This is a genomic window from Streptomyces sp. NPDC048338 (assembly GCF_043201055.1).
Taxonomy (GTDB): domain Bacteria; phylum Actinomycetota; class Actinomycetes; order Streptomycetales; family Streptomycetaceae; genus Streptomyces.
On sequence record NZ_JBICYQ010000003.1, the window covers coordinates 554,958 to 577,523 of the forward strand.

The 22,566-nt window shown below is 71.5% G+C and carries 20 protein-coding genes and 1 tRNA gene; 9 read left to right on the forward strand and 12 right to left on the reverse strand.

The window, feature by feature from the left end:
• Positions 1-121: 121 nt before the first annotated feature.
• The gene (locus tag ACGFZF_RS10110) at positions 122-1,837 is read left to right on the forward strand and encodes a GAF domain-containing protein (protein WP_393552792.1); all 1,716 of its coding nucleotides are present in this window, start codon (positions 122-124) and stop codon (positions 1,835-1,837) included.
• 288 nt (positions 1,838-2,125) lie between these two features.
• Here ACGFZF_RS10110 and ACGFZF_RS10115 read toward each other — a convergent pair whose 3' ends face one another.
• Positions 2,126-2,998 carry an HAD family hydrolase gene (locus ACGFZF_RS10115; protein ID WP_393552795.1) on the reverse strand — a complete coding sequence of 291 codons (873 nt, stop codon included), beginning with the start codon at positions 2,996-2,998 and terminating at the stop codon, positions 2,126-2,128.
• Between the two features lie 119 nt (positions 2,999-3,117).
• On the opposite strand from ACGFZF_RS10115, the gene ACGFZF_RS10120 reads away from it, so the two are divergent.
• Complete coding sequence (locus ACGFZF_RS10120; RefSeq protein ID WP_393552798.1) at positions 3,118-4,014, forward strand: LLM class flavin-dependent oxidoreductase; 897 nt, start codon at positions 3,118-3,120, stop codon at positions 4,012-4,014.
• A gap of 13 nt (positions 4,015-4,027) precedes the next feature.
• Here the strand turns inward: ACGFZF_RS10120 and ACGFZF_RS10125 are convergent, their stop codons facing one another.
• The 5 genes from ACGFZF_RS10125 to ACGFZF_RS10145 form a co-directional block, all read right to left on the reverse strand.
• Entirely contained in the window at positions 4,028-4,480 is a 453-nt protein-coding gene (locus ACGFZF_RS10125; protein ID WP_393552800.1) for a hypothetical protein, read from the reverse strand.
• Between the two features lie 36 nt (positions 4,481-4,516).
• Positions 4,517-5,059, reverse strand: a complete 543-nt coding sequence (locus ACGFZF_RS10130; protein WP_393552803.1) for an RNA 2'-phosphotransferase — start codon at positions 5,057-5,059, stop codon at positions 4,517-4,519.
• Between the two features lie 135 nt (positions 5,060-5,194).
• Positions 5,195-6,166 (reverse strand): MerR family transcriptional regulator, encoded by a 972-nt coding sequence (locus ACGFZF_RS10135; protein WP_393552806.1) that lies wholly within the window; start codon positions 6,164-6,166, stop codon positions 5,195-5,197.
• Between the two features lie 228 nt (positions 6,167-6,394).
• Positions 6,395-8,173 carry an SDR family oxidoreductase gene (locus tag ACGFZF_RS10140; RefSeq protein ID WP_393552810.1) on the reverse strand — a complete coding sequence of 593 codons (1,779 nt, stop codon included), beginning with the start codon at positions 8,171-8,173 and terminating at the stop codon, positions 6,395-6,397.
• Positions 8,173-9,024 carry a M24 family metallopeptidase gene (locus ACGFZF_RS10145; RefSeq protein WP_356601277.1) on the reverse strand — a complete coding sequence of 284 codons (852 nt, stop codon included), beginning with the start codon at positions 9,022-9,024 and terminating at the stop codon, positions 8,173-8,175. The genes ACGFZF_RS10140 and ACGFZF_RS10145 overlap by 1 nt, the downstream gene beginning before the upstream one ends.
• Before the next feature lie 248 nt (positions 9,025-9,272).
• On the opposite strand from ACGFZF_RS10145, the gene ACGFZF_RS10150 reads away from it, so the two are divergent.
• From ACGFZF_RS10150 to ACGFZF_RS10165, 4 genes are read left to right on the forward strand one after another with little or no spacing between them, the layout of a single operon-like run.
• Positions 9,273-10,241 (forward strand): ABC transporter ATP-binding protein, encoded by a 969-nt coding sequence (locus ACGFZF_RS10150; RefSeq protein WP_393552972.1) that lies wholly within the window; start codon positions 9,273-9,275, stop codon positions 10,239-10,241.
• Entirely contained in the window at positions 10,238-11,140 is a 903-nt protein-coding gene (locus ACGFZF_RS10155) for an ABC transporter permease (protein ID WP_393552815.1), read from the forward strand. Before ACGFZF_RS10150 ends, ACGFZF_RS10155 begins: the two co-directional genes overlap by 4 nt.
• Before the next feature lie 49 nt (positions 11,141-11,189).
• On the forward strand, positions 11,190-12,101 hold the full coding sequence (locus ACGFZF_RS10160) for an ABC transporter ATP-binding protein (RefSeq protein ID WP_356601275.1): 912 nt from the start codon (positions 11,190-11,192) through the stop codon (positions 12,099-12,101).
• A 14-nt stretch (positions 12,102-12,115) separates the two neighbouring features.
• A complete protein-coding gene (locus ACGFZF_RS10165) occupies positions 12,116-12,835 on the forward strand; it encodes an ABC transporter permease (RefSeq protein ID WP_393552818.1) in 720 nt (239 codons plus the stop codon).
• Between the two features lie 73 nt (positions 12,836-12,908).
• On the opposite strand, the gene ACGFZF_RS10170 is transcribed toward ACGFZF_RS10165, so the two are convergent.
• Positions 12,909-14,174, reverse strand: coding sequence for a CynX/NimT family MFS transporter (locus ACGFZF_RS10170; RefSeq protein ID WP_393552821.1), 1,266 nt, complete (start codon positions 14,172-14,174; stop codon positions 12,909-12,911).
• A gap of 152 nt (positions 14,175-14,326) precedes the next feature.
• Entirely contained in the window at positions 14,327-15,001 is a 675-nt protein-coding gene (locus tag ACGFZF_RS10175) for a FadR/GntR family transcriptional regulator (RefSeq protein ID WP_393552824.1), read from the reverse strand.
• Positions 15,002-15,123: 122 nt separating this feature from the next.
• Here ACGFZF_RS10175 and lpdA point away from each other — a divergent pair, with 122 nt between their 5' ends.
• The 3 genes from lpdA (at position 15,124) to ACGFZF_RS10190 (ending at position 17,481) form a co-directional block, all read left to right on the forward strand.
• Positions 15,124-16,527, forward strand: coding sequence for a dihydrolipoyl dehydrogenase (gene lpdA, locus ACGFZF_RS10180; RefSeq protein WP_393552827.1), 1,404 nt, complete (start codon positions 15,124-15,126; stop codon positions 16,525-16,527).
• A gap of 89 nt (positions 16,528-16,616) precedes the next feature.
• Positions 16,617-17,222 (forward strand): rhomboid-like protein, encoded by a 606-nt coding sequence (locus tag ACGFZF_RS10185; RefSeq protein WP_393552830.1) that lies wholly within the window; start codon positions 16,617-16,619, stop codon positions 17,220-17,222.
• Positions 17,223-17,395: 173 nt separating this feature from the next.
• Positions 17,396-17,481: transfer RNA gene (locus tag ACGFZF_RS10190), tRNA-Ser, on the forward strand.
• Between the two features lie 88 nt (positions 17,482-17,569).
• Here the strand turns inward: ACGFZF_RS10190 and ACGFZF_RS10195 are convergent.
• From ACGFZF_RS10195 to efeB, 4 genes are all read right to left on the reverse strand, one after another.
• Complete coding sequence (locus ACGFZF_RS10195) at positions 17,570-18,376, reverse strand: HAD family hydrolase (RefSeq protein WP_393552833.1); 807 nt, start codon at positions 18,374-18,376, stop codon at positions 17,570-17,572.
• Positions 18,373-19,662 (reverse strand): serine--tRNA ligase, encoded by a 1,290-nt coding sequence (gene serS, locus ACGFZF_RS10200; RefSeq protein ID WP_147978729.1) that lies wholly within the window; start codon positions 19,660-19,662, stop codon positions 18,373-18,375. The genes ACGFZF_RS10195 and serS overlap by 4 nt, the downstream gene beginning before the upstream one ends.
• Before the next feature lie 576 nt (positions 19,663-20,238).
• Positions 20,239-21,174 (reverse strand): prephenate dehydratase, encoded by a 936-nt coding sequence (gene pheA, locus ACGFZF_RS10205; RefSeq protein ID WP_147978728.1) that lies wholly within the window; start codon positions 21,172-21,174, stop codon positions 20,239-20,241.
• A 113-nt stretch (positions 21,175-21,287) separates the two neighbouring features.
• Complete coding sequence (efeB, locus tag ACGFZF_RS10210) at positions 21,288-22,565, reverse strand: iron uptake transporter deferrochelatase/peroxidase subunit (protein WP_393552837.1); 1,278 nt, start codon at positions 22,563-22,565, stop codon at positions 21,288-21,290.
• Position 22,566 lies beyond the last annotated feature (1 nt).

Consider the following 22,566-nt stretch of genomic DNA (forward strand, 5'->3'; position numbering starts at 1 on the left):
CGGACAGGACCCGGCGGCGCCCGGGCGGTCCGAGTCGGGGACGCGTCGGCGGACGGTCCTCGGGTGACGAGATCGAGCGGCTGACTTTTCTCGCCAAATCGGACTTACTAGGCTCAAGGCCATGACCGCCGCCGTGCCCGATCTTCCGGACCCCCTCGAAGCCGCGACCCAGGCCACCCGCAGCCTGCAGGGTCTGTCCACGGAGCTCACCGCACGGGTGCCGCAGCTCCTGGAGGCCATGCGCTCGGTGGGCACCGGGCTCGAACTCCACTCCACCCTCGACCGGATCTGCGAGACCGCGGCCGAACTCGCCGACGCCCGCTACGCCGCCATCGGCGTCGTCGACGAGGAGGGCGACGGCCTCTCCGACTTCGTCACCCACGGCGTGGACGAGGACGTCGCCCGCCGGATCGGGCGGCGCCCCGACGGCCGTGCGGGGCTCCTCGGCGCACTCATCCGCGAACCGCAGACCATCAGGCTGGCCGATCTGTCGAGCGATCCGCGGGCTGCCGGATTCCCGCCCGGGCACCCCCCGATGCGGACCTTCCTCGGGGTGCCGATCCGGGTGCAGGGCGAGATCTTCGGCAATCTCTACCTCTCCGAGAAGCACGACGGCGGGGAGTTCAACGACTACGACCTCCACATGGTCCGGGTCCTCGCCACCGAGGCGGGAATCGCCATCGGCAACGCCCGCCTCTACGAGGCCGCGCGCCAGCGCGAGCGGTGGATCGACGGCTCGGTCGCCGTCACCACCGCCCTGCTCTCCGGCGGCGACGCGGACGACGCCCTGGCGGTGGTCGCCGAACAGGCCCGCCGGCTCGCCGACTCCGCCGCCGGGATCGTGCTCCTGCCCGCCGGTGAGGAAGGCGGCCTGGAGATCGTCGCCGTCTCCTCCGACAGGCCCGCCAGGTCGCTCGGCGTCGTGATCCCGCCGGAGAGCCCGGTGGTGGAGCGGCTGCTCGCGGGCGAGGCGGTGTTCGTGGACGACGCCTCCACCGACCCCCGCATGCTCAGCCGGCTGGCGGACCAGTACGGGCCCAGCATGCTGCTCCCCCTGCACAGCGGCGGCAAGGTCCTCGGCGCGCTCGCGACCCCCCGTGCGCGGGGCGCCCGTCCGTTCACCGAGGCCGAGCGCACCCTCGCCACGCAGTTCGCCTCCCAGGCGGCTCTCGCCCTGATGATGGCCGACGCCCAGCGCGACCGGGAGCGGCTCGCCGTCTACGAGGACCGCGACCGGATCGCCCGCGACCTGCACGACCTGGTCATCCAGCGGCTGTTCGCCACCGGGATGATGCTGGAGAGCGCCCAGCGCAAGTCGATCGTGCCCGCCGTGCGGGACGGCGTCGGCAAGGCCGTGGACGAACTGGACGTGACCATCCAGGAGATCCGTACCGCGATCTTCGCCCTCCAGCAGGGACCGGCCGAGGCCCCCTCCGGACTGCGGACCCGGGTCCTGCGCGAGATCAACATGGCGGCAGTGCCCCTCGGCTTCAAGCCCGCACACCGCTTCCTCGGCCCCGTCGACGCGACGGTCGGCGAGCTCACGGGGAAGAACCTGGTGGCGGCGCTCCGCGAGGCCCTCTCCAACGCCTTCCGGCACGCTGCGGCCACCCGGATCGAGGTCGTCGTCGACGCCGGCGCGGAGCTCCCCGACGGATCCTCCGCGGTCCGGCTCTCGGTCGCCGACGACGGCGTGGGCATCCCCCAGGGCGGCCGGCGCAGCGGGCTGCGCAACCTCACGCGGCGCGCCGAGTCGCTGGGCGGATCGAGCTGGTGCGGCCCGGGCATCGGCGACGACGGAGGCGGCACGACGGTGTTCTGGCAGGCCCCGCTCTAGGTCCTGTCCGGGCGATCTTCTCGGGCCCGCGACGACGGCTGCGGCGTCTCGCGGCGTTGTCGGAGTCGCCCGAGTACGCCCGGTACGAGGGCGATCCTCCGCCTTGCGATACACCACATCCGACGCCGCGGGCCGGTCCTCGGAGATCGCCCGGACAGGACCTAGGCGGCGTCCTGCCGGACTTGCGGCAAGGCGCCCTCAGGGGGCGTCTGGCCGATCCTGCCGGCGGGCACCGGCTCGACGCCGCCGGGGCCCGCCCTGCCGAAGCGCCCGTTGCGCCGAACCGGCCTACGCCCCGGCCTGCGACGCCGCCCGGACCTCTTCGAGGACCTGCTCGACGACGACGGCCACGCCGTCCTCGTTGTTGCCTGCCGTACGGCCGGAGGCGGCGGCGAGGACGTCCGGGTGCGCGTTGCCCATCGCGTACGAGCGTCCCGCCCAGCGGAGCATCTCTATGTCGTTGGGCATGTCGCCGAACGCGACGACCTCGTCCGCGGAGATGCCGCGCTCGGCGCAGCAGAGGGCCAGCGTGGACGCCTTCGAGACCCCGAGGCCGCTGACCTCCAGCAGGGCGGTCGGACTGGACCGGGTGAAGGAGGCCAGTTCGCCCGCGGCCGTGCGGGCCACGGTCAGGAAGGCGTCGGGGTCGAGCTCCGGGTGCTGGGCGAGCAGTTTCAGCACGGGGGCCGCAGCGCCGGGCGCCTCCTCGTACAGCAGCTTCTCCGCGGTGGCGACCGTCGCGCCGGGGTCGAGGAAGAACGGGGGGTAGTCCGGCTCGTAGTGGATGCCGGTGGTGAGCTCGACCGCGAAGGAGGTGCCGGGGGCGGCGGCGCGCAGGGTCCGCACGACGGCGAGCGCGACCTCCCGCTCCAGCGGGCGCACCTCGAGAAACGTTCCGCCCGCGTGCAGGTCGACGACCGCGGCCCCGTTGGCGCAGATGGCGAGCCCGTGGCCGTGCACGTGGTCGGCCACCACGTCCATCCAGCGTGCCGGCCGTCCGGTGACGAAGAAGACCTCGACGCCGGCCTCCTCGGCGGCGGCGAGCGCCGCGACCGTGCGCTCCGAGACGGACTTGTCGTCGCGCAGCAGAGTGCCGTCGAGGTCGGTGGCGATCAGCCGGGGGGTCCGGGCGGCGGGGCGCTGAGTTCGGGGTGAGGTCACCGATCCATTCTTCCGCACCCGGTGCACGGGCGTGCGCGGGGGCGCACATCTGAGAGGGGCATTTCCGGTCAGGGTGGCCGGTCCGGCCATGCCGGGTGCCCGTACGGCGGCGTAGGGTCGTGCGTATGCGTCTGAGCACCGTCATCCTTCCCTCCCGTCGCTGGCACGAGGGCGGCCGCGATCAGTGGCTGCGCGCCGAGCAGCTCGGCTTCCACACCGCGTACACCTACGACCACCTGTCCTGGCGGACCTTCCGGGACGGCCCGTGGTTCGGTGCCATACCGACGCTGACCGCCGCCGCGGCCGCCACCGAGCGGCTGCGCGTCGGCACGCTCGTCACCTCGCCGAACTTCCGGCACCCGGTCACGCTCGCCAAGGAGCTGATCTCGCTCGACGACATCTCCGGCGGCCGGGTCACCCTGGGCATCGGTGCGGGCGGCAACGGCTTCGACGCGACGGCCCTCGGGCAGGAGCCGTGGACGCCGCGCGAGCGCGCGGACCGCTTCGCCGAGTTCGTCCCGCTGCTGGACCGGCTGCTCACCGAGGACACCGTCACCGCGCGGGGCACGTTCTACTCGGCGGACGAGGCGCGCGACATCCCGGGATGCGTGCAGCGCCCGAGGCTGCCGTTCGCGGTGGCGGCGACCGGGCCGCGCGGCCTGAGGCTGGCGGCGAAGCACGGACAGGCGTGGGTGACCACGGGCGACCCGAAGCTGTTCGAGGAAGGCACGCCCGCACAGTCGGTCGAGGCGATCCGCGGGCAGATCACGAAGCTCGGCGCCGCGTGCGCGGAGATCGGCCGGGACGTCGAGCCGATGGAGAAGATCCTGCTCACCGGCTTCACGCCGGACCGCCCGCTGGATTCCTTCGACGCGTTCGTGGACTTCGCCGGCACGCACTTCGGCCTCGGTTTCACCGAGATCGTGATCCACATGCCGATCGCCGACTCGGTGTTCGCGGCGGACGAGGCGGTCTTCGAGAAGATCGCCACGGAAGGCCTCGCCCAGCTGCGCTGAGCGGTCGGACGGGTCAGCGCACCTTCCCGCTCATCCAGCGGCTGAGCGTGCCGCGCAGGACGAGTTCCTTGTAGGTCTCGTCGCCGGGCAGCGGCACGATCAGCCACCAGCCGGGCGGGAGGAAGCGGCCCTTCACATAGGCGAGTCCGCCGTGGACCGCGCGCAGGAAGGCCGGGACGGAGTCGCGCGGCACGTCCTCGAAGTCCACGCCGTCGACGGTGATCTTCGCGTCGTCCTCGGGAAAGACCTGGACGGTGACGGCCGGGGTGCCGCCCAGCTCGACGAAGGCCTCGTGCGGGAGCGAGCCGTCCGGGTCGAGGACGGCGAAGGCGCCGGAGGAGATGCGGCGGGAGGTCTGGTCCGCGCCGATGTCGTCGGTGACGACCATCTCCAGCGCGAACTCCCGGGCGACCTCACGGATCGCGGCGACGGCCGATTCGGTGGTGGGCAGATGAGGACGGTCCATGGCGACGATCATGCCTCACGGCCGCGTCGGGAGGGCTCAGGAGGGAAAGCGGATGAACTCCGGCGGTACGGCGTCCGTGAGCCAGACCCCGTTCGCGCTCACGTGGAAGACATGGCCGGCCCGGTGCATCGCGCCGGCGTCCACACTCAGCACCACCGGTCGTCCCCGTCGGGCGCCGACCCGGGTCGCGGTCTCCCGGTCGGGCGAGAGGTGCACGTGGTGGCGGGCCATCGGGCGCAGCCCCTCGGCTCGGATGGCGGCCAGACCGGACCCGACCGTACCGTGATAGAGGTACGCGGGCGGTTCGGCCGGCGGCAGGTCCAGGTCGACCTCGACGGTGTGGCCCTGGCTGGCCCGGATCCGCGTCCCCTCGACCGCGAAGCGACGCTTGTCGTTCGTGGCGACGACGTGGTCCAGTTCGGCGCGAGTGATCGGGAAGCCGTGCGAGGCCGCCGCCCGCAGCAGGGCGTCGACCTCGGTCCAGCCGTTCGCGTCGAGGACCAGGCCGATCCGTTCGGGCTGGTGCCGGAGATGCTTCGAGAGGTACTTGGACACCTTCACGGTGCGTCTCTCGTCCATCGGTGGGTTCATGGCGTCAGGATGCCGCAGGCCGGATCGCCGGACCATTCAATTCCGGGATGGATGTTTGATCCACAGCGAACTCGACTTATCCACAGGGTAATTGGCGATTCTGTGGACAACTCATCAGTGATTTCAGGTGACTTGTCCAAGTGGCATGTCTTTGTTGCCCTTTGAGGCAAGTGAGTCCAATGTCCTTGCCTGTACTTCCCGTTCGGTCGCCGCCGCGATGAACGCGGCCACACTCTCCGGGCCAACCAGGTTCTGCACGGCCCGAATCGTGCCGGACGGCAGAGCCACCTGACGGGGCTCGTCCTCCAGCGCCGGCGGTGGATGGGGCGAGAGGTGGTGCTGGAGATGACGGGTGGCGAACATCCGCATCGCACGCGCCAGTTCGGCATCGACCGTCTGCTGTGCGAGCGGGCGCAGCCGCCGCACCATCGTCGCCGCGGCGGCCGCGTCCGCGTCGGTCGGCGGGCGGTGCTCCAGATAACGGGCGAAGACGTGCTCGGTCGTGAACTCCAGGAAACGGGACGCTATGTGCTCCACCTGGACGCGAAGTTCCCTCAGATGCCCGGCGATCGCCGAGAGTGGTACGCCCGCCTCGTACAACTCGGCCGCCACCGCCAGCTCTTGGGGGCTCGGCACGAGGAACTCGTCCTCACGTCCCGGAATCCGCTCCAGGACACCGAGCTCGATCGCCTCGCGGACGGCGTCCTCGTCGGGCCGCCCCCCGAACGTGGCGTCGAGATCCTCGCGGGAGATCCGGTCGGCCTCCTCGTCCGTCCACGGGCCGTCCACCTCCGCGACCAGGCCCAGTACCCCGCCGAGGCCGCGGCCCGCGTCCCAGGCCTCCAGGAGCTCCTTGATGGAGGCCAGGGTGTAGCCGCGGTCCAGCAGGTCCGCGATCTGGCGCAGCCGGGCCAGGTGCGTGTCCCGGTAGACGTTGGACCTGCCCCGCCGCTCCGGCCGGGGCAGCAGGCCGCGGTCCTGGTAGGCGCGGATCGTCCGGACCGTGGCACCGCTGTGGTGCGCCAGGTCCTCGATCCGGTACTCCGCGGGGGCCGGCTGCCCCGCCCCCGCCGACTGTGCTGACTGTTCCGACACGACCGCTCCCACCCGCGTGCTCCGCCTACCCCGTCGTGGCGCGGCCCGCCGGGCCCTCCGCGGTCCCGGGCGCGGCGGACGAGGCGAGATGTTCCACGGCCTGGCGCGGGGACCTTTCCTGCGAGGGATGGTACGGCCGACGGGCGAAGCCGGGTACGTCCGTACCGCGCCCGCTCCGTCCCGGTGGCCGCGGCGCCGCGGCCACCCGCACGGCCCGCGCCACCGCGATCACGCGGGCGGCTCCAGCCGGGCTATCGCCCGGAGGATCCGCGGACTGAAGCGGGACAGCAGACGGGAACCGCGCGCCTCGGGAGTGACCGGCACCACCGCCTGGTTCCGCACCACCGCGCGCAGGATCGCGTCCGCGACCTTCTCCGGCGGGTAGTTGCGCAGCCCGTAGAGACGGGACGCCTGCTTCTGCCGCCGCTTCTGCTCCTCCTCGCCGGCGCCGGCGAACCGCGCCGTCGCGGTGATGTTGGTGTTGACGATGCCGGGGCAGATCGCCGAGACGCCGATGCCGCTGCCCGCCAGTTCGGCGCGCAGGCACTCGCTCAGCATCAGCACGGCCGCCTTGGACGTGCTGTACGCGGGCAGGGCCCGGGAGGGCTGGAAGGCCGCGGCGGACGCCGTGTTGACGATGTGGCCGCCCTGGCCGCGCTCGGCCATCTGCCCGCCGAAGATCCGGCAGCCGTGGATGACGCCCCACAGATTGACGTCGAGGACCCGCTTCCACTCCTCGCTGGTCGTCCGGAAGAACGAGCCCGTCAGGCCGATGCCCGCGTTGTTGACGAGGACGTCGACCACGCCGTGCTCGCCGAGCACCTTCGCGGCGAGCTTCTCCATCGCCTGCTCGTCGCTGACGTCGACGGTCTCGGCCCAGGCCTCGGGGGCGCCGATCAGCCGCGCCATCTCCGCCGTGCGGGCGGCACCCTCGGCGTCCCGGTCGACGGCGACGACCCGCGCCCCCGCCTCGGCGAACGCGAAGGCGGTGGCGCGCCCGATGCCGCTGGCCGCGCCGGTCACCAGGACCAGCTGGCCGCCGAACCGCTCGGCGTACGCCGGATTCACCGTGCTCCTCGGCGCCGTCGCGGGCGCCCTGGTGGCCGGATCCTCGTTGCGGTGCACGAACTCGGTGATCCATGAGGCCAGTTGGTCGGGCCGGGTGCGCGGCACCCAGTGCTTGGCCGGCAGGGAGCGCCGGGTCAGGTCGGGCGCCCAGCCGGCGAGGTCGTCGTAGAGCCGCTCGGACAGGAAGGCGTCGCCGGTCGGGGTGATCAGCTGCACCGGCGCGTGCGCGTAGGCGTCGGCGCGCGGACGGTTCAGCCGGGCACGGACGTTGTCCCGGTAGAGCCAGGCGCCGTGCGCCGCGTCACTGGGCAGCGAGGGCGTCGGATAGTCCCCGGCAGGAACCTTCTCGATCCGCTGGAGGATCTTGGGCCACTGCCTGCCGAGCGGCCCGCGCCAGGCGAGTTCGGGCAGCACCGGCGTGTGCAGCATGTACACGTACCAGGACTTGGCGCCCTGGCCGAGGAGCTGGCCGATCCTGCGCGGGGTGGGCCGGGCGATCCGCTGCTTGATCCAGTGTCCGAAGTGGTCCAGGGACGGGCCGGACAGCGAGGTGAAGGAGGCGATCCGGCCCTCGGTGCGCGGGACGGTCACGAACTCCCATGACTGCACGGACCCCCAGTCGTGCCCGACCAGGTGGACGGGCCGGTCGGGGCTCACCGCGTCGGCGACCGCCAGGAAGTCGTCCGTCAGCTTCTCCAGGGTGAAACCGCCCCGCAGCGGCGCCGGCGCCGTGGACCGGCCGTGGCCGCGGACGTCGTACAGCACCACGTGGAACCGCTCGGCGAGCCGCCCGGCGACCTCGGACCACACTTCCTTGGAGTCCGGATATCCGTGCACGAGCAGCACCGTGGGCCGGCTCGCGTCGCCCAGTTCGGCGACGCACAGCTCGATCCCGCCCGTACGGACCCAGCGCTCCCGCGCCTCCTTCAGCCCCGCCATCACACGGCCACCCTTTCGTCGTTCCAGCGCCGCACGTGCGGCAGGTCGTCGTCCAGCCAGAAGGCGCTCTGCTCGGGGTCCCGGGAGTCGGTGACGACCAGGATCTCCTCGAACTTCGCCCCCGTGCCCCGGAATCCGAGGTGCGGCTCGACCGCCCACAGGCCCGGCCGGGGCGGATGGTCGGAGAAGGTGTACGGCGACCAGAGCGGCGACCAGCCGTCCCGGTGACCGTGCAGCGCGTCGCTCGCCAGGCCCTTCAGCGACTGCGTGCCGAAGCCGAACAGCGTCGGGGACCACCGGCGCTGCCGGACCCGGTCGATCTTGTGGGCGATGACGCCGAAGGGGTACGCGCGATGCCGGTTGGCGTAGCCCTGGCGGACCATGAGCCGGTCGACGTCCTCGTAGATCTCCCGCAGGGAGCGGCGCTCGCGCACCTCGGCGAGGATCAGCTCGCGGTGCGCCCGCAGATCGTTCAGCAGCTTGTCGTGCAGGGGGTCGAGCCCCAGGCAGCCCGAGTACCCGATGTCCGCGGTGAAGCCGCGGTGGACGGGCGCCATGTCGAGGATGAAGGGCATGCCGGCTTCGAGCCGCCGGTTCGTCGGGAAGAACTGGAGCGGGACCTTGAAGCCGACGAAGGCGGTGCGGTCGCCGAACCAGGCGAAGGGCCGGTGGAACCAATCCCGCACACCCCGCTCGTACAGCCAGTCCCGCTGCATCCTCGCGGCCTCGCGCTCGGTCACCCCGGGCTTCAGCTGGGCCGCGACGGCCTCCGCGCACTCGTACGCCAGCCGCTGCACGTCCCTGAACCCGCGCAGCTCCGCGGTCAGTTCGCTCGTCCCTGCTGAGGCCATGCCACCCGCCCGTCCCGTATGCAGCCGTGTGCGCTACGTGCCCGTAACTTGACACTGATGAATGTGACAATGAGCGGCGGCTGCGTCAAGAGGCGTGCAGCAGCCTGTGGAGAACTCGCGTGCGCGGTGGCCGGAGAGCGACTTTGGTCTCTCCTCCCCTACGGGTCCGTACGTCTGGAGTCGGACACGGACCGAGCCGTTGGGCTGACGACGGATGTGCGTTGCGCCACTACCGTCGAAGCGTGACTGTGATCGCCACCGAAAGCCTCAGCAAGCGGTTCCCCCGGGTGACCGCTCTCGACCGGCTCTCCCTGGACATCGGGCCCGGTGTGACCGGACTGGTGGGTGCCAACGGAGCCGGCAAGTCCACGATGATCAAAATCCTGCTCGGGTTGTCCCCCGCCACGGAGGGCACCGCGGCCGTACTCGGCATGGACGTCGCCACCTCGGGCGGCCTGATCCGCGAGCGCGTCGGCTACATGCCCGAGCACGACTGCCTCCCCCCGGACGTCTCGGCCACCGAGTTCGTCGTCCACATGGCGCGGATGTCGGGCCTGCCCGCCACCGCCGCCCGCGAGCGGACCGCCGACACCCTGCGCCACGTCGGCCTGTACGAGGAGCGCTACCGCCCCATCGGCGGCTACTCGACGGGCATGAAACAGCGGGTGAAGCTGGCCCAGGCCCTGGTCCACGACCCGCAACTGGTGCTGCTCGACGAGCCCACGAACGGCCTGGACCCGGTCGGACGGGACGAGATGCTCGGCCTGATCCGCCGGATCTGGACCGACTTCGGCATCTCCGTCCTCGTCACCTCGCACCTCCTCGGCGAGCTGGAGCGGACCTGCGACCACGTCGTCGTGATCGACGGCGGGCGGCTCCTGCGCTCCAGCTCCACCAGCGACTTCACGCAGACCACCACGACCCTCGCGGTCGAGGTCACCGACTCCGACACCCACCCCGACGGCGCCGAGGCCGTGCGCACGGCGCTGGCCGCCGCGGGCGTCACCCTCCACGAGGGCGTCGAGGACGGGCTGCCGGGCGCCGGCCACATCCTCCTGGTGGAGGCCGCCGGCGAGGAGACGTACGACCTGGTCCGCGACACCGTCGCCGACCTCGGCCTCGGTCTCGTCCGCATGGAGCAGCGCCGGCACCACATCGCCGAGGTGTTCCGGCCCGAGGGCTCCCAGCAGAAGCAGCAGGAGGTGCCGGCGCGATGAGCACCCAGGCCCAGACCCCCGAGACCACTCGGATCCACAACATCGGCTACCGCAACTACGACGGACCGCGCCTCGGCCGTGCGTACGCGCGCCGGGCCCTGTTCTCGCAGTCGCTGCGCGGCGCCTACGGACTCGGCCGCAGCGCCAAGTCGAAGGTCCTGCCGATGATCCTGTTCGCGGTGATGTGCGTTCCCGCGCTGATCATCGTGGCCGTGGCCGTCGCCACGAAGATGAAGGACCTGCCGCTGGACTACACGCGGTACGCGATCTTCACTCAGGCCGTCATCGGGCTCTACCTCGCCGCGCAGGCGCCCCAGTCCGTCTCGCGCGACCTGCGGTTCAAGACCGTCCCCCTCTACTTCTCGCGCCCGATCGAACGCCTCGACTACGTGCTCGCCAAGTACGGTGCGATGGCCTCCGCGCTCTTCCTCCTCACGGCCACCCCGCTGGTGATCCTCTACATCGGTTCGCTGCTGGCCAAGATGGACTTCGCCGACCAGAGCAAGGGCTTCGGCCAGGGACTGGTGTCGGTGGCGCTGCTGTCGCTGCTGTTCGGCGGCATCGGCCTGGTCATGGCGGCGCTCACCCCCCGCCGGGGCTTCGGCGTCGCCGCCGTCATCGCCACGCTGGTGATCTCGTACGGCGCCGTCTCCACGCTCCAGGGCATCGCCTACGGCACCGACAACCCCGACGCCATCAAGTGGCTGGGGCTCTTCTCCCCGGTCACGCTGATCGACGGGGTGCAGACCGCCTTCCTCGGCGCCACGACGTCCTTCCCGGGCGGAGCCGAGGCGGGACCGGGCGCCGGTGTCGGCGCGGTCTACCTGCTCGTCGTCATCGCGCTCATCCTCGGCTCGTACGCCGTCCTGATGCGCCGCTACCGAAAGGTCGGGCTGTGACCGCCCTCCCGTCGACCACCACCACGCTTTCCAGGAAGGGGCCGCGCCCATGAGCACTCTTTCCATCGACCACGCCTCGCGGTGGTTCGGCAACGTCGTGGCCGTCAACGACGTCACGATGACGGTCGGTCCGGGCGTCACCGGCCTCCTCGGCCCCAACGGTGCCGGCAAGTCCACCCTCATCAACATGATGGGCGGCTTCCTCGCCCCCTCCACCGGCACCGTCACCCTCGACGGTGAGGCGATCTGGCGCAACGAGTCGGTCTACCGGCAGATCGGTGTCGTCCCCGAGCGGGAGGCGATGTACGACTTCCTCACCGGGCGCGAGTTCGTCCTCGCCAACGCCGAGCTGCACGGTCTGGGCGCCACCGAGGCCCAGCACGCGCTCGCCACGGTCGAGATGGAGTACGCGCAGGACCGGAAGATCGCCACCTACAGCAAGGGCATGCGGCAGCGCGTGAAGATGGCCTCGGCCCTCGTGCACGAGCCGTCGGTGCTGCTGCTCGACGAGCCGTTCAACGGCATGGACCCGCGCCAGCGCATGCAGTTGATGGACCTGCTGCGCCGGATGGGCTCCGCCGGCCGCACGGTGCTCTTCTCCTCGCACATCCTGGAGGAGGTCGAGCAGCTCGCCTCGCACATCGAGGTGATCGTGGCCGGACGCCACGCCGCCTCCGGCGACTTCCGCAAGATCCGCCGGCTGATGACGGACCGGCCGCACCGCTATCTCGTACGGTCCAGCGACGACCGGGCGCTGGCCGCCGCGCTCATCGCGGACCCGTCCACGGCCGGCATCGAGGTCGACCTGGCGGAAGGCGCGCTGCGCGTCCAGGCGGTGGACTTCGGGCGCTTCACGGAGCTGCTGCCCCGGGTGGCCCGGGCGCAGGGCATCCGCCTGCTGACGGTCTCGCCCTCGGACGAGTCCCTCGAATCGGTCTTCTCGTACCTCGTCGCGGCCTGAAAGGAGCCTGACCGATGTACAACCCCACAGTCGCACGGCTCACCTACAAGGCCCTTCTCGGCCGCCGGCGGGCACTGATCCTGTTCGCGCTGCCCGCTCTGCTGCTGGTCATCTCGGCGGCGGTACGGGCCTTCAACGGCGCCGACGACCAGATCGCCGCCGACGTCCTCGGCGGCTTCGCGCTCGCCACGATGGTCCCGCTGATCGGCGTGATCGCCGGTACGGGCGCGATCGGCCCGGAGATCGACGACGGCTCGATCGTCTACCTGCTGTCCAAGCCGGTGAAGCGGCCCACGATCATCTTCACCAAGCTGATCGTGGCGATCGCCGTGACGATGGTCTTCTCGGCCGTCCCCACCTTCGTCGCGGGCATGATCCTCAACGGGAACGGCCAGCAGGTGGCGGTGGCGTACACCGTCGCGGCGCTGGTCGCCTCCATCGCCTACAGCGCGCTGTTCCTCCTGCTCGGCACGGTCAGCCGGCACGCGGTGGTGATCGGCCTCGTCTACGCGCTGGTCTGGGAGGCGCTGTTCGGCTCCCTGATCGCCGGGGCGAAGACGCTCAGCGTGCAGCAGTGGGCGCTCGCGGTCGCCCAGAAGGTCAGCGGCGAGGGCCTGGTCACCTCGGACGTCGGTCTGCCGGCTGCGGTGGCCCTGCTGGTCGGCGTGACGGTCCTGGCGACCTGGTACGCGGGGCAGAAGCTGCGGACGCTGAAGCTCGCGGGCGAGGAGTAGGACGCGGAGCCGAAGGCCGGAGCCCCCCGATCGGGGGGCTCCGGCCTTTGCCCCGGCCCGGCGGCGCCCGGGCTCAGACCTTCCGGTCGCGCGCCGCGAGCAGCCCGACGCCCAGCGCCGTCGCGCAGACGCCCAGCACCAGGGCGAGCGGCACGGTCCACGACCCCGTCGCCTGGTGGACCGCGCCGGCCGCCAACGGCCCCGCCGCGGCCAGCAGATAGCCGACGGTCTGGGCCATCCCGGAGAGCCGGGAGGCGGTGACCGCGTCGCCGCTGCGCAGCACGATCAGGGTCAGGGCGAGACCGACCGCACCGCCCTGCCCGACGCCCAGCACCGCGGACCACAGCCAGGCGCCCTCGACCGGGGCGACCATCAGCCCCGCGTAGCCGGCCGCCACCAGGGTCGTGACCACCGCGACCAGCGGACGCTGGCTGCGCATGCGACCCGCGAGCAGCGGCACGACGAAGGCCCCCGCCACCTGGATCAGGTTGTTGAAGGCGAAGACCACGCCCGCCGTGGACCGGCTCATGCCGTGGTCCGTGAAGATCGTCGGCATCCAGGCGATGAGGACGTACGACCACAGCGACTGCAGGCCCATGAAGAGCGTCACCTGCCAGGCCAGCGCCGAGCGCCAGACGCTGCGGGCGGGCGTCGCCGGGGCCGCCCGTACCTCGTGCCCCGTACGGCCCCGGGCGATCAGCACCTGCGGCAGCCAGGCGACCGCCGCCACGGCCGCGAGCAGCGACCAGAAGGCGAGCGACGCCTGCCAGCTGTCGCCGAAGGCCTGCTCCAGCGGGACGGCCGCCGCCGCCACCACCGTCGCGCCCGCGATCATCGCGCCGGTGTAGACCGAGGTCATCGACGCGGCCCGGTCCGGGAAGTCCCGCTTGATCAGGCCCGGCATCAGCACGTTGAGCAGGGCGATCGCCGTTCCGACCAGCACGCCGCCGCCGTACAGCGCGTACACCGACGGCAGGACGCGCAGCAGGATGCCCGCCCCGAGCAGCAGCAGCGCCGCGAGCAGTACCGGTTCGGCGCCGAAGCGCCGCCCCAGCCACGGCGCCACGAGGGCGCCGACCCCGAGGAAGAGCACGGGCACGGACGTGACCAGCGAACTGGCCGCCGACGACAGCCCGAACGCGGCCGCGATGTCGCTCACCAGCGGCGAGACGCCGGCCAGCGCCGCCCGCATGTTGAGCGACGCCAGCACGATCCCGACCATCAGCCAGGCCGGATGAGCGAGCAGCGCCCGCCGCCCGGCGGCCCCGCGGGGCGAGGGCCGGACATCGGCCTCCGCGTCGACGAGGGGGAGGGACAGGGGTGCTTCCGGGCGGGACACGACGGACGGCCTTTCCTTGCTGGGTTGCCGGGCTCTCTGCGGTGGTTCCGGTGCGTGGGGGAGCCCGTGCGCGGGCGGCGGTACGAGCGGCGGACTCCGTGGTGCCTTGACGCCCGGATGCCCGGATGCCGCGACGCCACGAGGTCCCGGGGTCAGTCGGCGGTCAGCGCGGCGACCGTCTCGATCGGCACCCGCAGCAGCTCGCGCGCGCCCGCCTCCGCGGCGGCCGGGTCCCCCGCCTCGATCGCGGCGGCCAGCGCCTCGTGCGCGTCGATGTCGACCGGTGGCATCTCCCGGTCGCCGAGCGCCTCCACCAGCACCTCGTGCACCTGGGCGGAGAAGAAGCGGTACACCTCGGTGAAGGCGGCGTTGTGCGTGGCCTCGACGACGGCCAGGTGGAAGGCCATGTCCGCGTCCGCGTCGCGGTCGCCCTCCTCGCGCAGGGTCGTCAGCGCCGCCCGCAGCCGCAGCAGGTCATGGGTGTCGCGCCGGACGGCCGCCAGCCGGGCGGCCTCGGCCTCCAGCGCCACCCGCAGTTCGAGGACGTCCCGCGCGCCCGCGTGACGCATCCCGCGCAGCACGGCGGCCGGGTCGGCGGTCGACCTGACGAAGGTGCCGTTGCCCTGGCGCGACTCCAGCAGCCCCGCGTGGACCAGGACCCGTACGGCCTCACGGACCGTGTTGCGGCCGACACCCAGCTGCTCGGCGAGCTCGTGCTCGGTCGGGATGCGGTCGCCGACGGACCATTCCCCCTCCGCCAGCTGGCCCCGCAGCTGCTCGACCACGGAGTCCACCAGCGAGGTCCGCCCCGCGGCCTTCAGCGCCATCCCGATCACCCTCCTATTCGCCCGGTTGCCCAGTCATCCTACAACTGCTCTCGTCCGCGCCACGGGATTACTGTGGGCTCGTACGCGGACACGAACACCCTCACCACCCTCGGGAGTCAGTCATGTCAGACCGCTTCGACGTCGTCGTACTCGGAGCTGGCCCCGGCGGCTACGTCGCCGCCATCCGCGCCGCCCAGCTGGGCAAGCGGGTCGCGGTCGTCGAAGAGAAGTACTGGGGCGGTGTCTGCCTGAACGTCGGCTGCATCCCCACCAAGGCACTGCTGCGCAACGCCGAGCTGGCCCACATCTTCAACCACGAGGCCAAGACCTTCGGCATCAAGGTCGACGGCACCGTCTCCTTCGACTACGGCGAGGCGTTCCGCCGCAGCCGCACGGTCGCGGACGGCCGCGTCAAGGGCGTCCACTTCCTCATGAAGAAGAACGGGATCACCGAGTTCGACGGACGCGGCACCTTCCTCGACGCGAACACCCTCCAGGTCGCCCTGTCCGACGGCACCTCGCAGACGATCACCTTCGACAACTGCATCATCGCCACCGGCGCCACACCCCGCCTGCTGCCCGGCACGGCCCGCAGCGAGCGCGTCGTGACCTACGAGGAGCAGATCCTCGCCGAGGACATCCCGCAGTCGATCGTCATCGCCGGCGCCGGCGCGATCGGCATCGAGTTCGCCTACGTCCTGAACAACTACGGCGTGAAGGTCACGATCGTCGAGTTCCTCGACCGGATCGCCCCGCTGGAGGACGCGGACGTCTCCAAGGAGCTGGCGAAGCAGTACCGCAAGCTCGGCATCGACGTGCTGACCTCCACCCGCGTCGAGTCCATCGACGAGACCGGCCCGCAGGTCCGCGTCACGGTCACCGGCAAGGACGGCGCGCAGAAGGTCCTGGAGGCCGACAAGGTCCTGCAGGCCATCGGCTTCGCCCCCAACGTCACCGGCTACGGCCTGGAGGCGACCGGCGTCGCCCTCACCGAGCGCGGCGCGATCGACGTCGACGGCCGCTGCCGCACCAACGTGCCGCACATCTACGCCATCGGCGACGTGACCGCCAAGCTGATGCTCGCCCACACCGCCGAGTCCATGGGTGTCATCGCCTCCGAGACCATCGCGGACGCCGAGACCATGGAACTCGACTACCCGATGATCCCCCGCGCCACCTACTGCCAGCCGCAGATCGCCAGCTTCGGCTGGACCGAGGCGCAGGCGCGGGAGAAGGGCTTCGACGTCAAGGTCGCCAAGTTCCCCTTCACCGCGAACGGCAAGGCGCACGGCCTCGGGGACTCCACCGGTTTCGTGAAGATCATCGCCGACGCGCAGTACGGCGAGATCATCGGCGCCCACCTGATCGGCCCCGACGTCACCGAGCTGCTGCCCGAGCTGACGCTGGCCCAGCAGTGGGACCTCACCGTCCACGAGGTCGCCCGCAACGTCCACGCCCACCCGACGCTGGGCGAGGCCGTCAAGGAAGCCGTCCACGGTCTTGCCGGACACATGATCAATTTCTGAGGTCCCGCCGCGCGCGGAGTGATAGGCACTGAAGGGTGCCGAACGAAGCCTTCCCGGGTGGCGAACCGTCCCGACCGATCAGGTCGTGGGTGCGTTCGTCACCCGGTACGCACATCTGGCTGCTGATCATCGCCCTGACCAGCGTCATCGTCGCGCTGTCCTCGGACGGCTTCGAGAGCGCCCTGCTCCACCGCAACAGCAGCAACCTGCACCAGCTCGCCCACCACCCGGTCCGCGCCCTGCTCGGCAGCGCGTTCTGGATCGAGGACCCCTCCGACCTCGTCCTGTACGCGCTGCTCTTCGAGGTCTTCCACGCCCGGGTCGAGCGCTGGATCGGCACACTCCGCTGGCTGCTGACGGTCGCCGGCGCGCACATCGCCGCCACGCTGATCAGCCAGCAGGTCGTCCTGGAGGCGATCCGGGACCACGACGTGCCCCGCAGCATGGCCCATGTCGTGGACATCGGGGTGAGCTACGGGATCGCCGCGTCCATGGGGATCCTGACCTACCGGCTGCCCTGGCCCTGGCGCGGCCTCTACCTGGCCGGCGTCGTGGCGCTCTTCGCCGTGCCGCTCTTCACGAACCACACGTACACCGACCTCGGGCACGCCGTCTCGCTCGTCATCGGGCTCGCCTGCCGGCCCCTCACGCGCGGTAATTCGGTGGCCGCGCCGCACGGCGTTCCGCCAGACTAGAGACGCGGGAAACGCCTTCCTGCCACGTGAGACCGGGGAGGAGCGCGACGTTGACCGGCACGATTTCGAGTCGGAGTTCGAGTCCGTCGAGCTTCTTGCGACGCGGCGCTCTCTGAGTGCCGCAGGGGCGGTCGCTTCGAGCGCGCGGTTCCACCGCGCGGACCGCCCCTCCCGGAGGATTGGCCGAGTGGCAAGGCACCGGCTTGCTAAGCCGTGGTCGGGGTCTCCCCCCGCGCGCGTTCGATCCGCGCATCCTCCGCACAGCGCCCGCACCGCCAGGGACGCGACACCCCGTCGCCGTGACGCGCCGACCCTTCACGGCGAACGGGCGGGTTCCCCCGACAGGCTCAGAGGCCCAGCAGACGCTCCAGGACGACGGCGATGCCGTCCTCCTCGTTCGAGGACGTGACCTCGTCCGCGACCGCCTTCAGCTCCTCGTGGGCGTTGTCCATCGCCACACCGTGCCCGGCCCAGCCGAACATGGGGATGTCGTTGGGCATGTCGCCGAAGGCGATCGTCTCCGCCGCCTTCGCGCCCAGCCGGCGGGCCGCCAGGGACAGGCCCGTCGCCTTGCTCAGCCCGAGCGGCAGGATCTCCACGATCCCGGGACCGGCCACGACGATGTCCACCAGGCTGCCGACCGTCTCGCGGGCGACCCGGGTCAACTCGTCGTCCGACAGGGTCGGGTGCTGGATGTAGACCTTGTTCAGGGGCGCGGACCACAGGTCCGTCGGGTCCTCGAACGCGTGGACCGGCAGCGGACCCTCCTGGACCCGGTATCCGGGCCCCACCAGCACCTCGCCGTCCAGCCCGTCGCGGCTCGCGGCCAGCGCGAGCGGGCCCACCTCGGCCTCGACCTTCGACAGCGCCAGGCCGGCCAGCTGGCGGTCGAGCGTCACCGACGTCAGCAGCCGGCGCTCACCGGCGTGGTAGACCTGCGCGCCCTGGCCGCACACCGCGAGCCCCTCGTAGCCGAGGTCCTCGAGGATGTGCCGCGTCCAGGGCACCGCCCGGCCGGTCACGACGATGTGCGCGGCCCCCGCCGCCGTCACGGCGGCGAGGGCGGCACGCGTACGGTCCGAGACGGACTCGTCGGAACGCAGCAGCGTGCCGTCGAGGTCCGTCGCGACGAGCCGGTAGGGGAAGGCGCTCACTTGGAGATCGGCTCCAGCACCTCACGGCCGCCGAGGTACGGACGGAGCACCTCCGGCACCCGCACCGACCCGTCGGCCAGCTGGTGGTTCTCCAGGATCGCCACGATCGTGCGCGGCACCGCGCAGAGCGTGCCGTTCAGCGTCGCGAGCGGCTGCACGACCTTCTTGCCGTCGCGGTCGTCGCGCATGCGCACGGAGAGCCGGCGGGCCTGGAAGCCGTCGCAGTTGGACGCCGAGGTCAGCTCGCGGTACTTGCCCTGGGTCGGGATCCACGCCTCGCAGTCGAACTTGCGCGAGGCGGAGGAGCCCAGGTCGCCGGTGGCCACGTCGATGACCTGGAAGGGCAGTTCCAGGCTGGTCAGCCACTGCTTCTCCCACTCCAGGAGCCGCTTGTGCTCGTTCTCGGCGTCGTCCGGCGCGACGTACGAGAACATCTCGACCTTGTCGAACTGGTGCACCCGGAAGATGCCCCGGGTGTCCTTGCCGTACGTGCCCGCCTCGCGGCGGAAGCACGGCGAGAAGCCCGCGTAGCGCAGCGGCAGCTTGTCCGCGTCGATGATCTCGTCCATGTGGTACGCCGCGAGGGGCACCTCGGACGTCCCGACGAGGTAGTAGTCGTCCTTCTCCAGGTGGTACACGTTCTCCGCGGCCTGGCCGAGGAAGCCGGTGCCCTCCATGGCGCGCGGGCGGACCAGCGCCGGCGTCAGCATCGGGATGAACCCGGCCTCGGTGGCCTGCGCGATCGCCGCGTTGACGAGGGCCAGCTCGAGGAGGGCGCCCACGCCGGTGAGGTAGTAGAAGCGCGAGCCGGAGACCTTGGCGCCCCGCTCGACGTCGATGGCACCGAGCGCCTCGCCCAGCTCCAGGTGGTCCTTGGGCTCGAACCCCTCGGCCGCGAAGTCGCGGACGGTGCCGTGCGTCTCCAGGACGACGAAGTCCTCCTCGCCGCCGACCGGGACGTCCGTGTGGACGATGTTCCCGAGCTGGAGCAGGAGGTTACGGGCCGTCTCGTCGGCCTCGTTCTGCTCGGCCTCGGCGGCCTTGACGTCGGTCTTGAGCTGCTCGGCCTTCTGCAGGAGCTCGGCGCGCTCCTCAGGGGTGGCCTTGGGGATCAGCTTGCCGAGCGCCTTCTGCTCGGAACGGAGCTCGTCGAAGCGGACGCCGGACGACCTGCGCCGCTCGTCGGCTGAGAGCAGGGCGTCGACGAGCGCGACGTCCTCTCCACGGGCACGCTGGGAGGCGCGAACACGGTCGGGGTCCTCACGGAGCAGGCGAAGGTCAATCACCCCACCAGGCTACCGGTGCGGGCTCGTGGCACCCCACCCGATATAGCCTTGCGTGTCGCTTTGACCGAATTGCCGGGATCGGGAAACGCTCTCCCTATTCGTCAATAAACGGTCCATGGCCCCCCGAAAAGGGGCGGAACGCCATGTGTGGCTTGACCGAACCCGCCGGTGGATCAAGCGACTTCTCCACAGGGGCAAGGGGTCCGGGACTGTTATCCACAGGCTGTGCGGAACTTCTGTGGATTGTGGAGGTGATCGTTCCGAATCGGGCAAGTGCGGGCAAGAATTCCTTGGTCATCCCTGCTCTGCACACTCATTCGGGTGGGAATTCCTCGCCCTAAAGAGTTGATCAACGGAATTGGGCTGACACGGGCCGAGGTGGTGGTCTGTGGATGGATGTGGAGTGGCTAGGGCGATTTGTCGACCATGTCGCCGGGTCGTGTCGACTTGTCCCCAGGTCGAGAAGCAAGCCTGTGGATAACTTCTGTGGGTAACCGAAAAGTATGCAGGTAGGACTAGTGGTCCGTACCTGTGGACGACCGCCCCCGTGCCGGGGGCGGTCGGGGCACTCTGAGGTCAGGCCCGCCCGTCCTGGGCTCGCGCCAGCCAATCGGAGGCAGCCATGAATTCCGTGTCCGACGTCCCGTTCCGCAGCGGCCGTACGTCCTCCACCGCGACCCCTGCCCGGGGGTACGAGCCGAGGAAGCGCACCTTCGGGCAGATCCGCTTCAGGCCCATGAGGGCCTCGCCGACCCGGCGGTCGGAGATATGGCCCTCGGCGTCGACGGCGAAGCAGTAGTTGCCGATGCCCGCGCCGGTCGGGCGGGACTGGATGAGCATCAGGTTGACGCCGCGGACGGCGAACTCCTGCAGCAGTTCGAGGAGCGCGCCGGGCTGGTCCTCGCCCAGCCAGAGCACGACCGAGGTCTTGTCCGCCCCGGTGGGTGCCGCCGGTCGGGCGGGCCGGCCGACGAGGACGAAACGGGTCTCGGCGTTCTCCGCGTCGTGGATCTCCGTGACCAGGGCCTCCAGGCCGTAGGTCGCGGCGGCGAACTCGCCGGCGAAGGCGGCGTCGAAGCGGCCTTCCTGCACCAGACGGGCGCCGTCCGCGTTGGACGCGGCCGACTCCCAGACGGCGTCGGGCAGATGGGCGCGCAGCCAGTTCCGCACCTGGGGCTGTGCCACGGGGTGACCGGTCACCGTCTTGATCTCCGACAGTGCGGTGCCGGGGCGCACGAGCAGGGCGAAAGCGATCGGGAGGACCACTTCGCGGTAGATCATCAGGGGCTCGCCGGAGGCCAGCTCGTCCAGGGTCGCGGTGACGCCGCCCTCGACGGAGTTCTCGATCGGCACGAGCGCGGCGGCGGCCTCGCCGTTGCGCACGGCGTCCAGCGCAGCCGGGACGGAGACCATCGGGACGAGCTCCCGGGTCGCGGCCTCGGGCAGCGTACGCAACGCGGCCTCCGTGAATGTGCCTTCGGGACCGAGATACGTATACCGGGTGGCTGACATACCGGTCACCCTAATGGGCCTCGGCCGCCGGGAGCCGCCCCGTCGGGTGGGCGAGACGCCCACCGGCCGCCCGAGCCGGGCGGCCGTGGTTCCGTACGGGTCCGGCCGCCGGGTCACGCCTCCAGGAGGCGCTGGCCCACGTACTCGCCCTCGGCCGGTCCGCCCGGGACGGCGAAGAGGCCGCTGGCCTCGTGCCGGATGAAAGCGGACAGGGCGTCGCCCCGGTCGAGCTTCCGTTGCACCGGGACGAAGCCCCGGAGGGGATCGGCCTGCCAGCAGACGAAGAGCAGCCCCGCGTCGGGAGTTCCGTCCGGCCCGATGCCGTCGTGGAAGGAGAACGGACGCCGCAGCATGGCCGCCCCGCCGTTCTGTTCGGGGGCGGAGATCCGGGAGTGGGCGTTGTCGGGGATGACCGGCCTTCCGTCGGGGCCGGTCCTGTCGAGATCGAGTTCGCTGGTCTCGGTGCCGCCCGTCAGCGGCGCGCCGTCCGACTTCCGGCGGCCGATGACCTTCTCCTGCTCGTCGAGCGGCAGCTTCTCCCAGTCGTCGAGCAGCATCCGGATGCGGCGGACGACCGCGTAGGAGCCGCCGGCCATCCAGTCCTGCCCGCCGGGGGCACCGGCGGGGACGAAGATCCGCCGGTCGAAGTCGGCGTCGGTGGGCTTGGGGTTGCCGGTGCCGTCCACCTGCCCCATCAGGTTGCGGGCCGTCATCGGCTCGGCCGTCGCACCGGCCGAGCGGTTGAAGCCGTTCATCTGCCAGCGCACGGCGGCGGCCGCTCCGGCGTCCTTCTGCAGGGCGCGCAGCGCGTGGAAGGCCACGAGGGCGTCGTCGGCTCCGATCTGCACCCAGAGGTCGCCTTCCGAGCGCTTGGGGTCCAGGGCGTCGGAGGAGAAGGCGGGCAGCGGGTCGAGTTGTACGGGGCGCCGGGCGGCCAGTCCGGTGCGGTCGAAGAAGGTGCGGCCGAAGCCGAAGGTGACGGTGAGGGAAGAGGGGCCGGCGTCCAGGGCGATGCCGGTGTCGTCGGTCGAGGGCTTGCCCGCCATCAGCGCCTTCGCTGTGGCGGACCAGCGGCGCAGCAGCGCGGCGGCTTCCTTGCGGCCGGCTCCGGGGGCGAGGTCGAAGGCGGCGAGGTGGCCTCGGGACTGGAGCGGAGTGGTGATCCCCGCTTGATGTTTCCCGTGAAACATCGCCTGGGTCGCGCCGACCGTCGTCAGCGCCTTGGCGTCGGAGGAGACGGTGCCGGGGTCGGCGACGGTCCTGTAGACGCCGGCGCCGCCGGCGGCGCCGAGTGCGAGACCGGCCGCGCCCGCCGCGCCCACGGTGCCGAGGAGCCGGCGCCGGGACAGCTCGACCTGGTTCTCGGCGCGGTGGTCAGTCTGGTCAGTCACG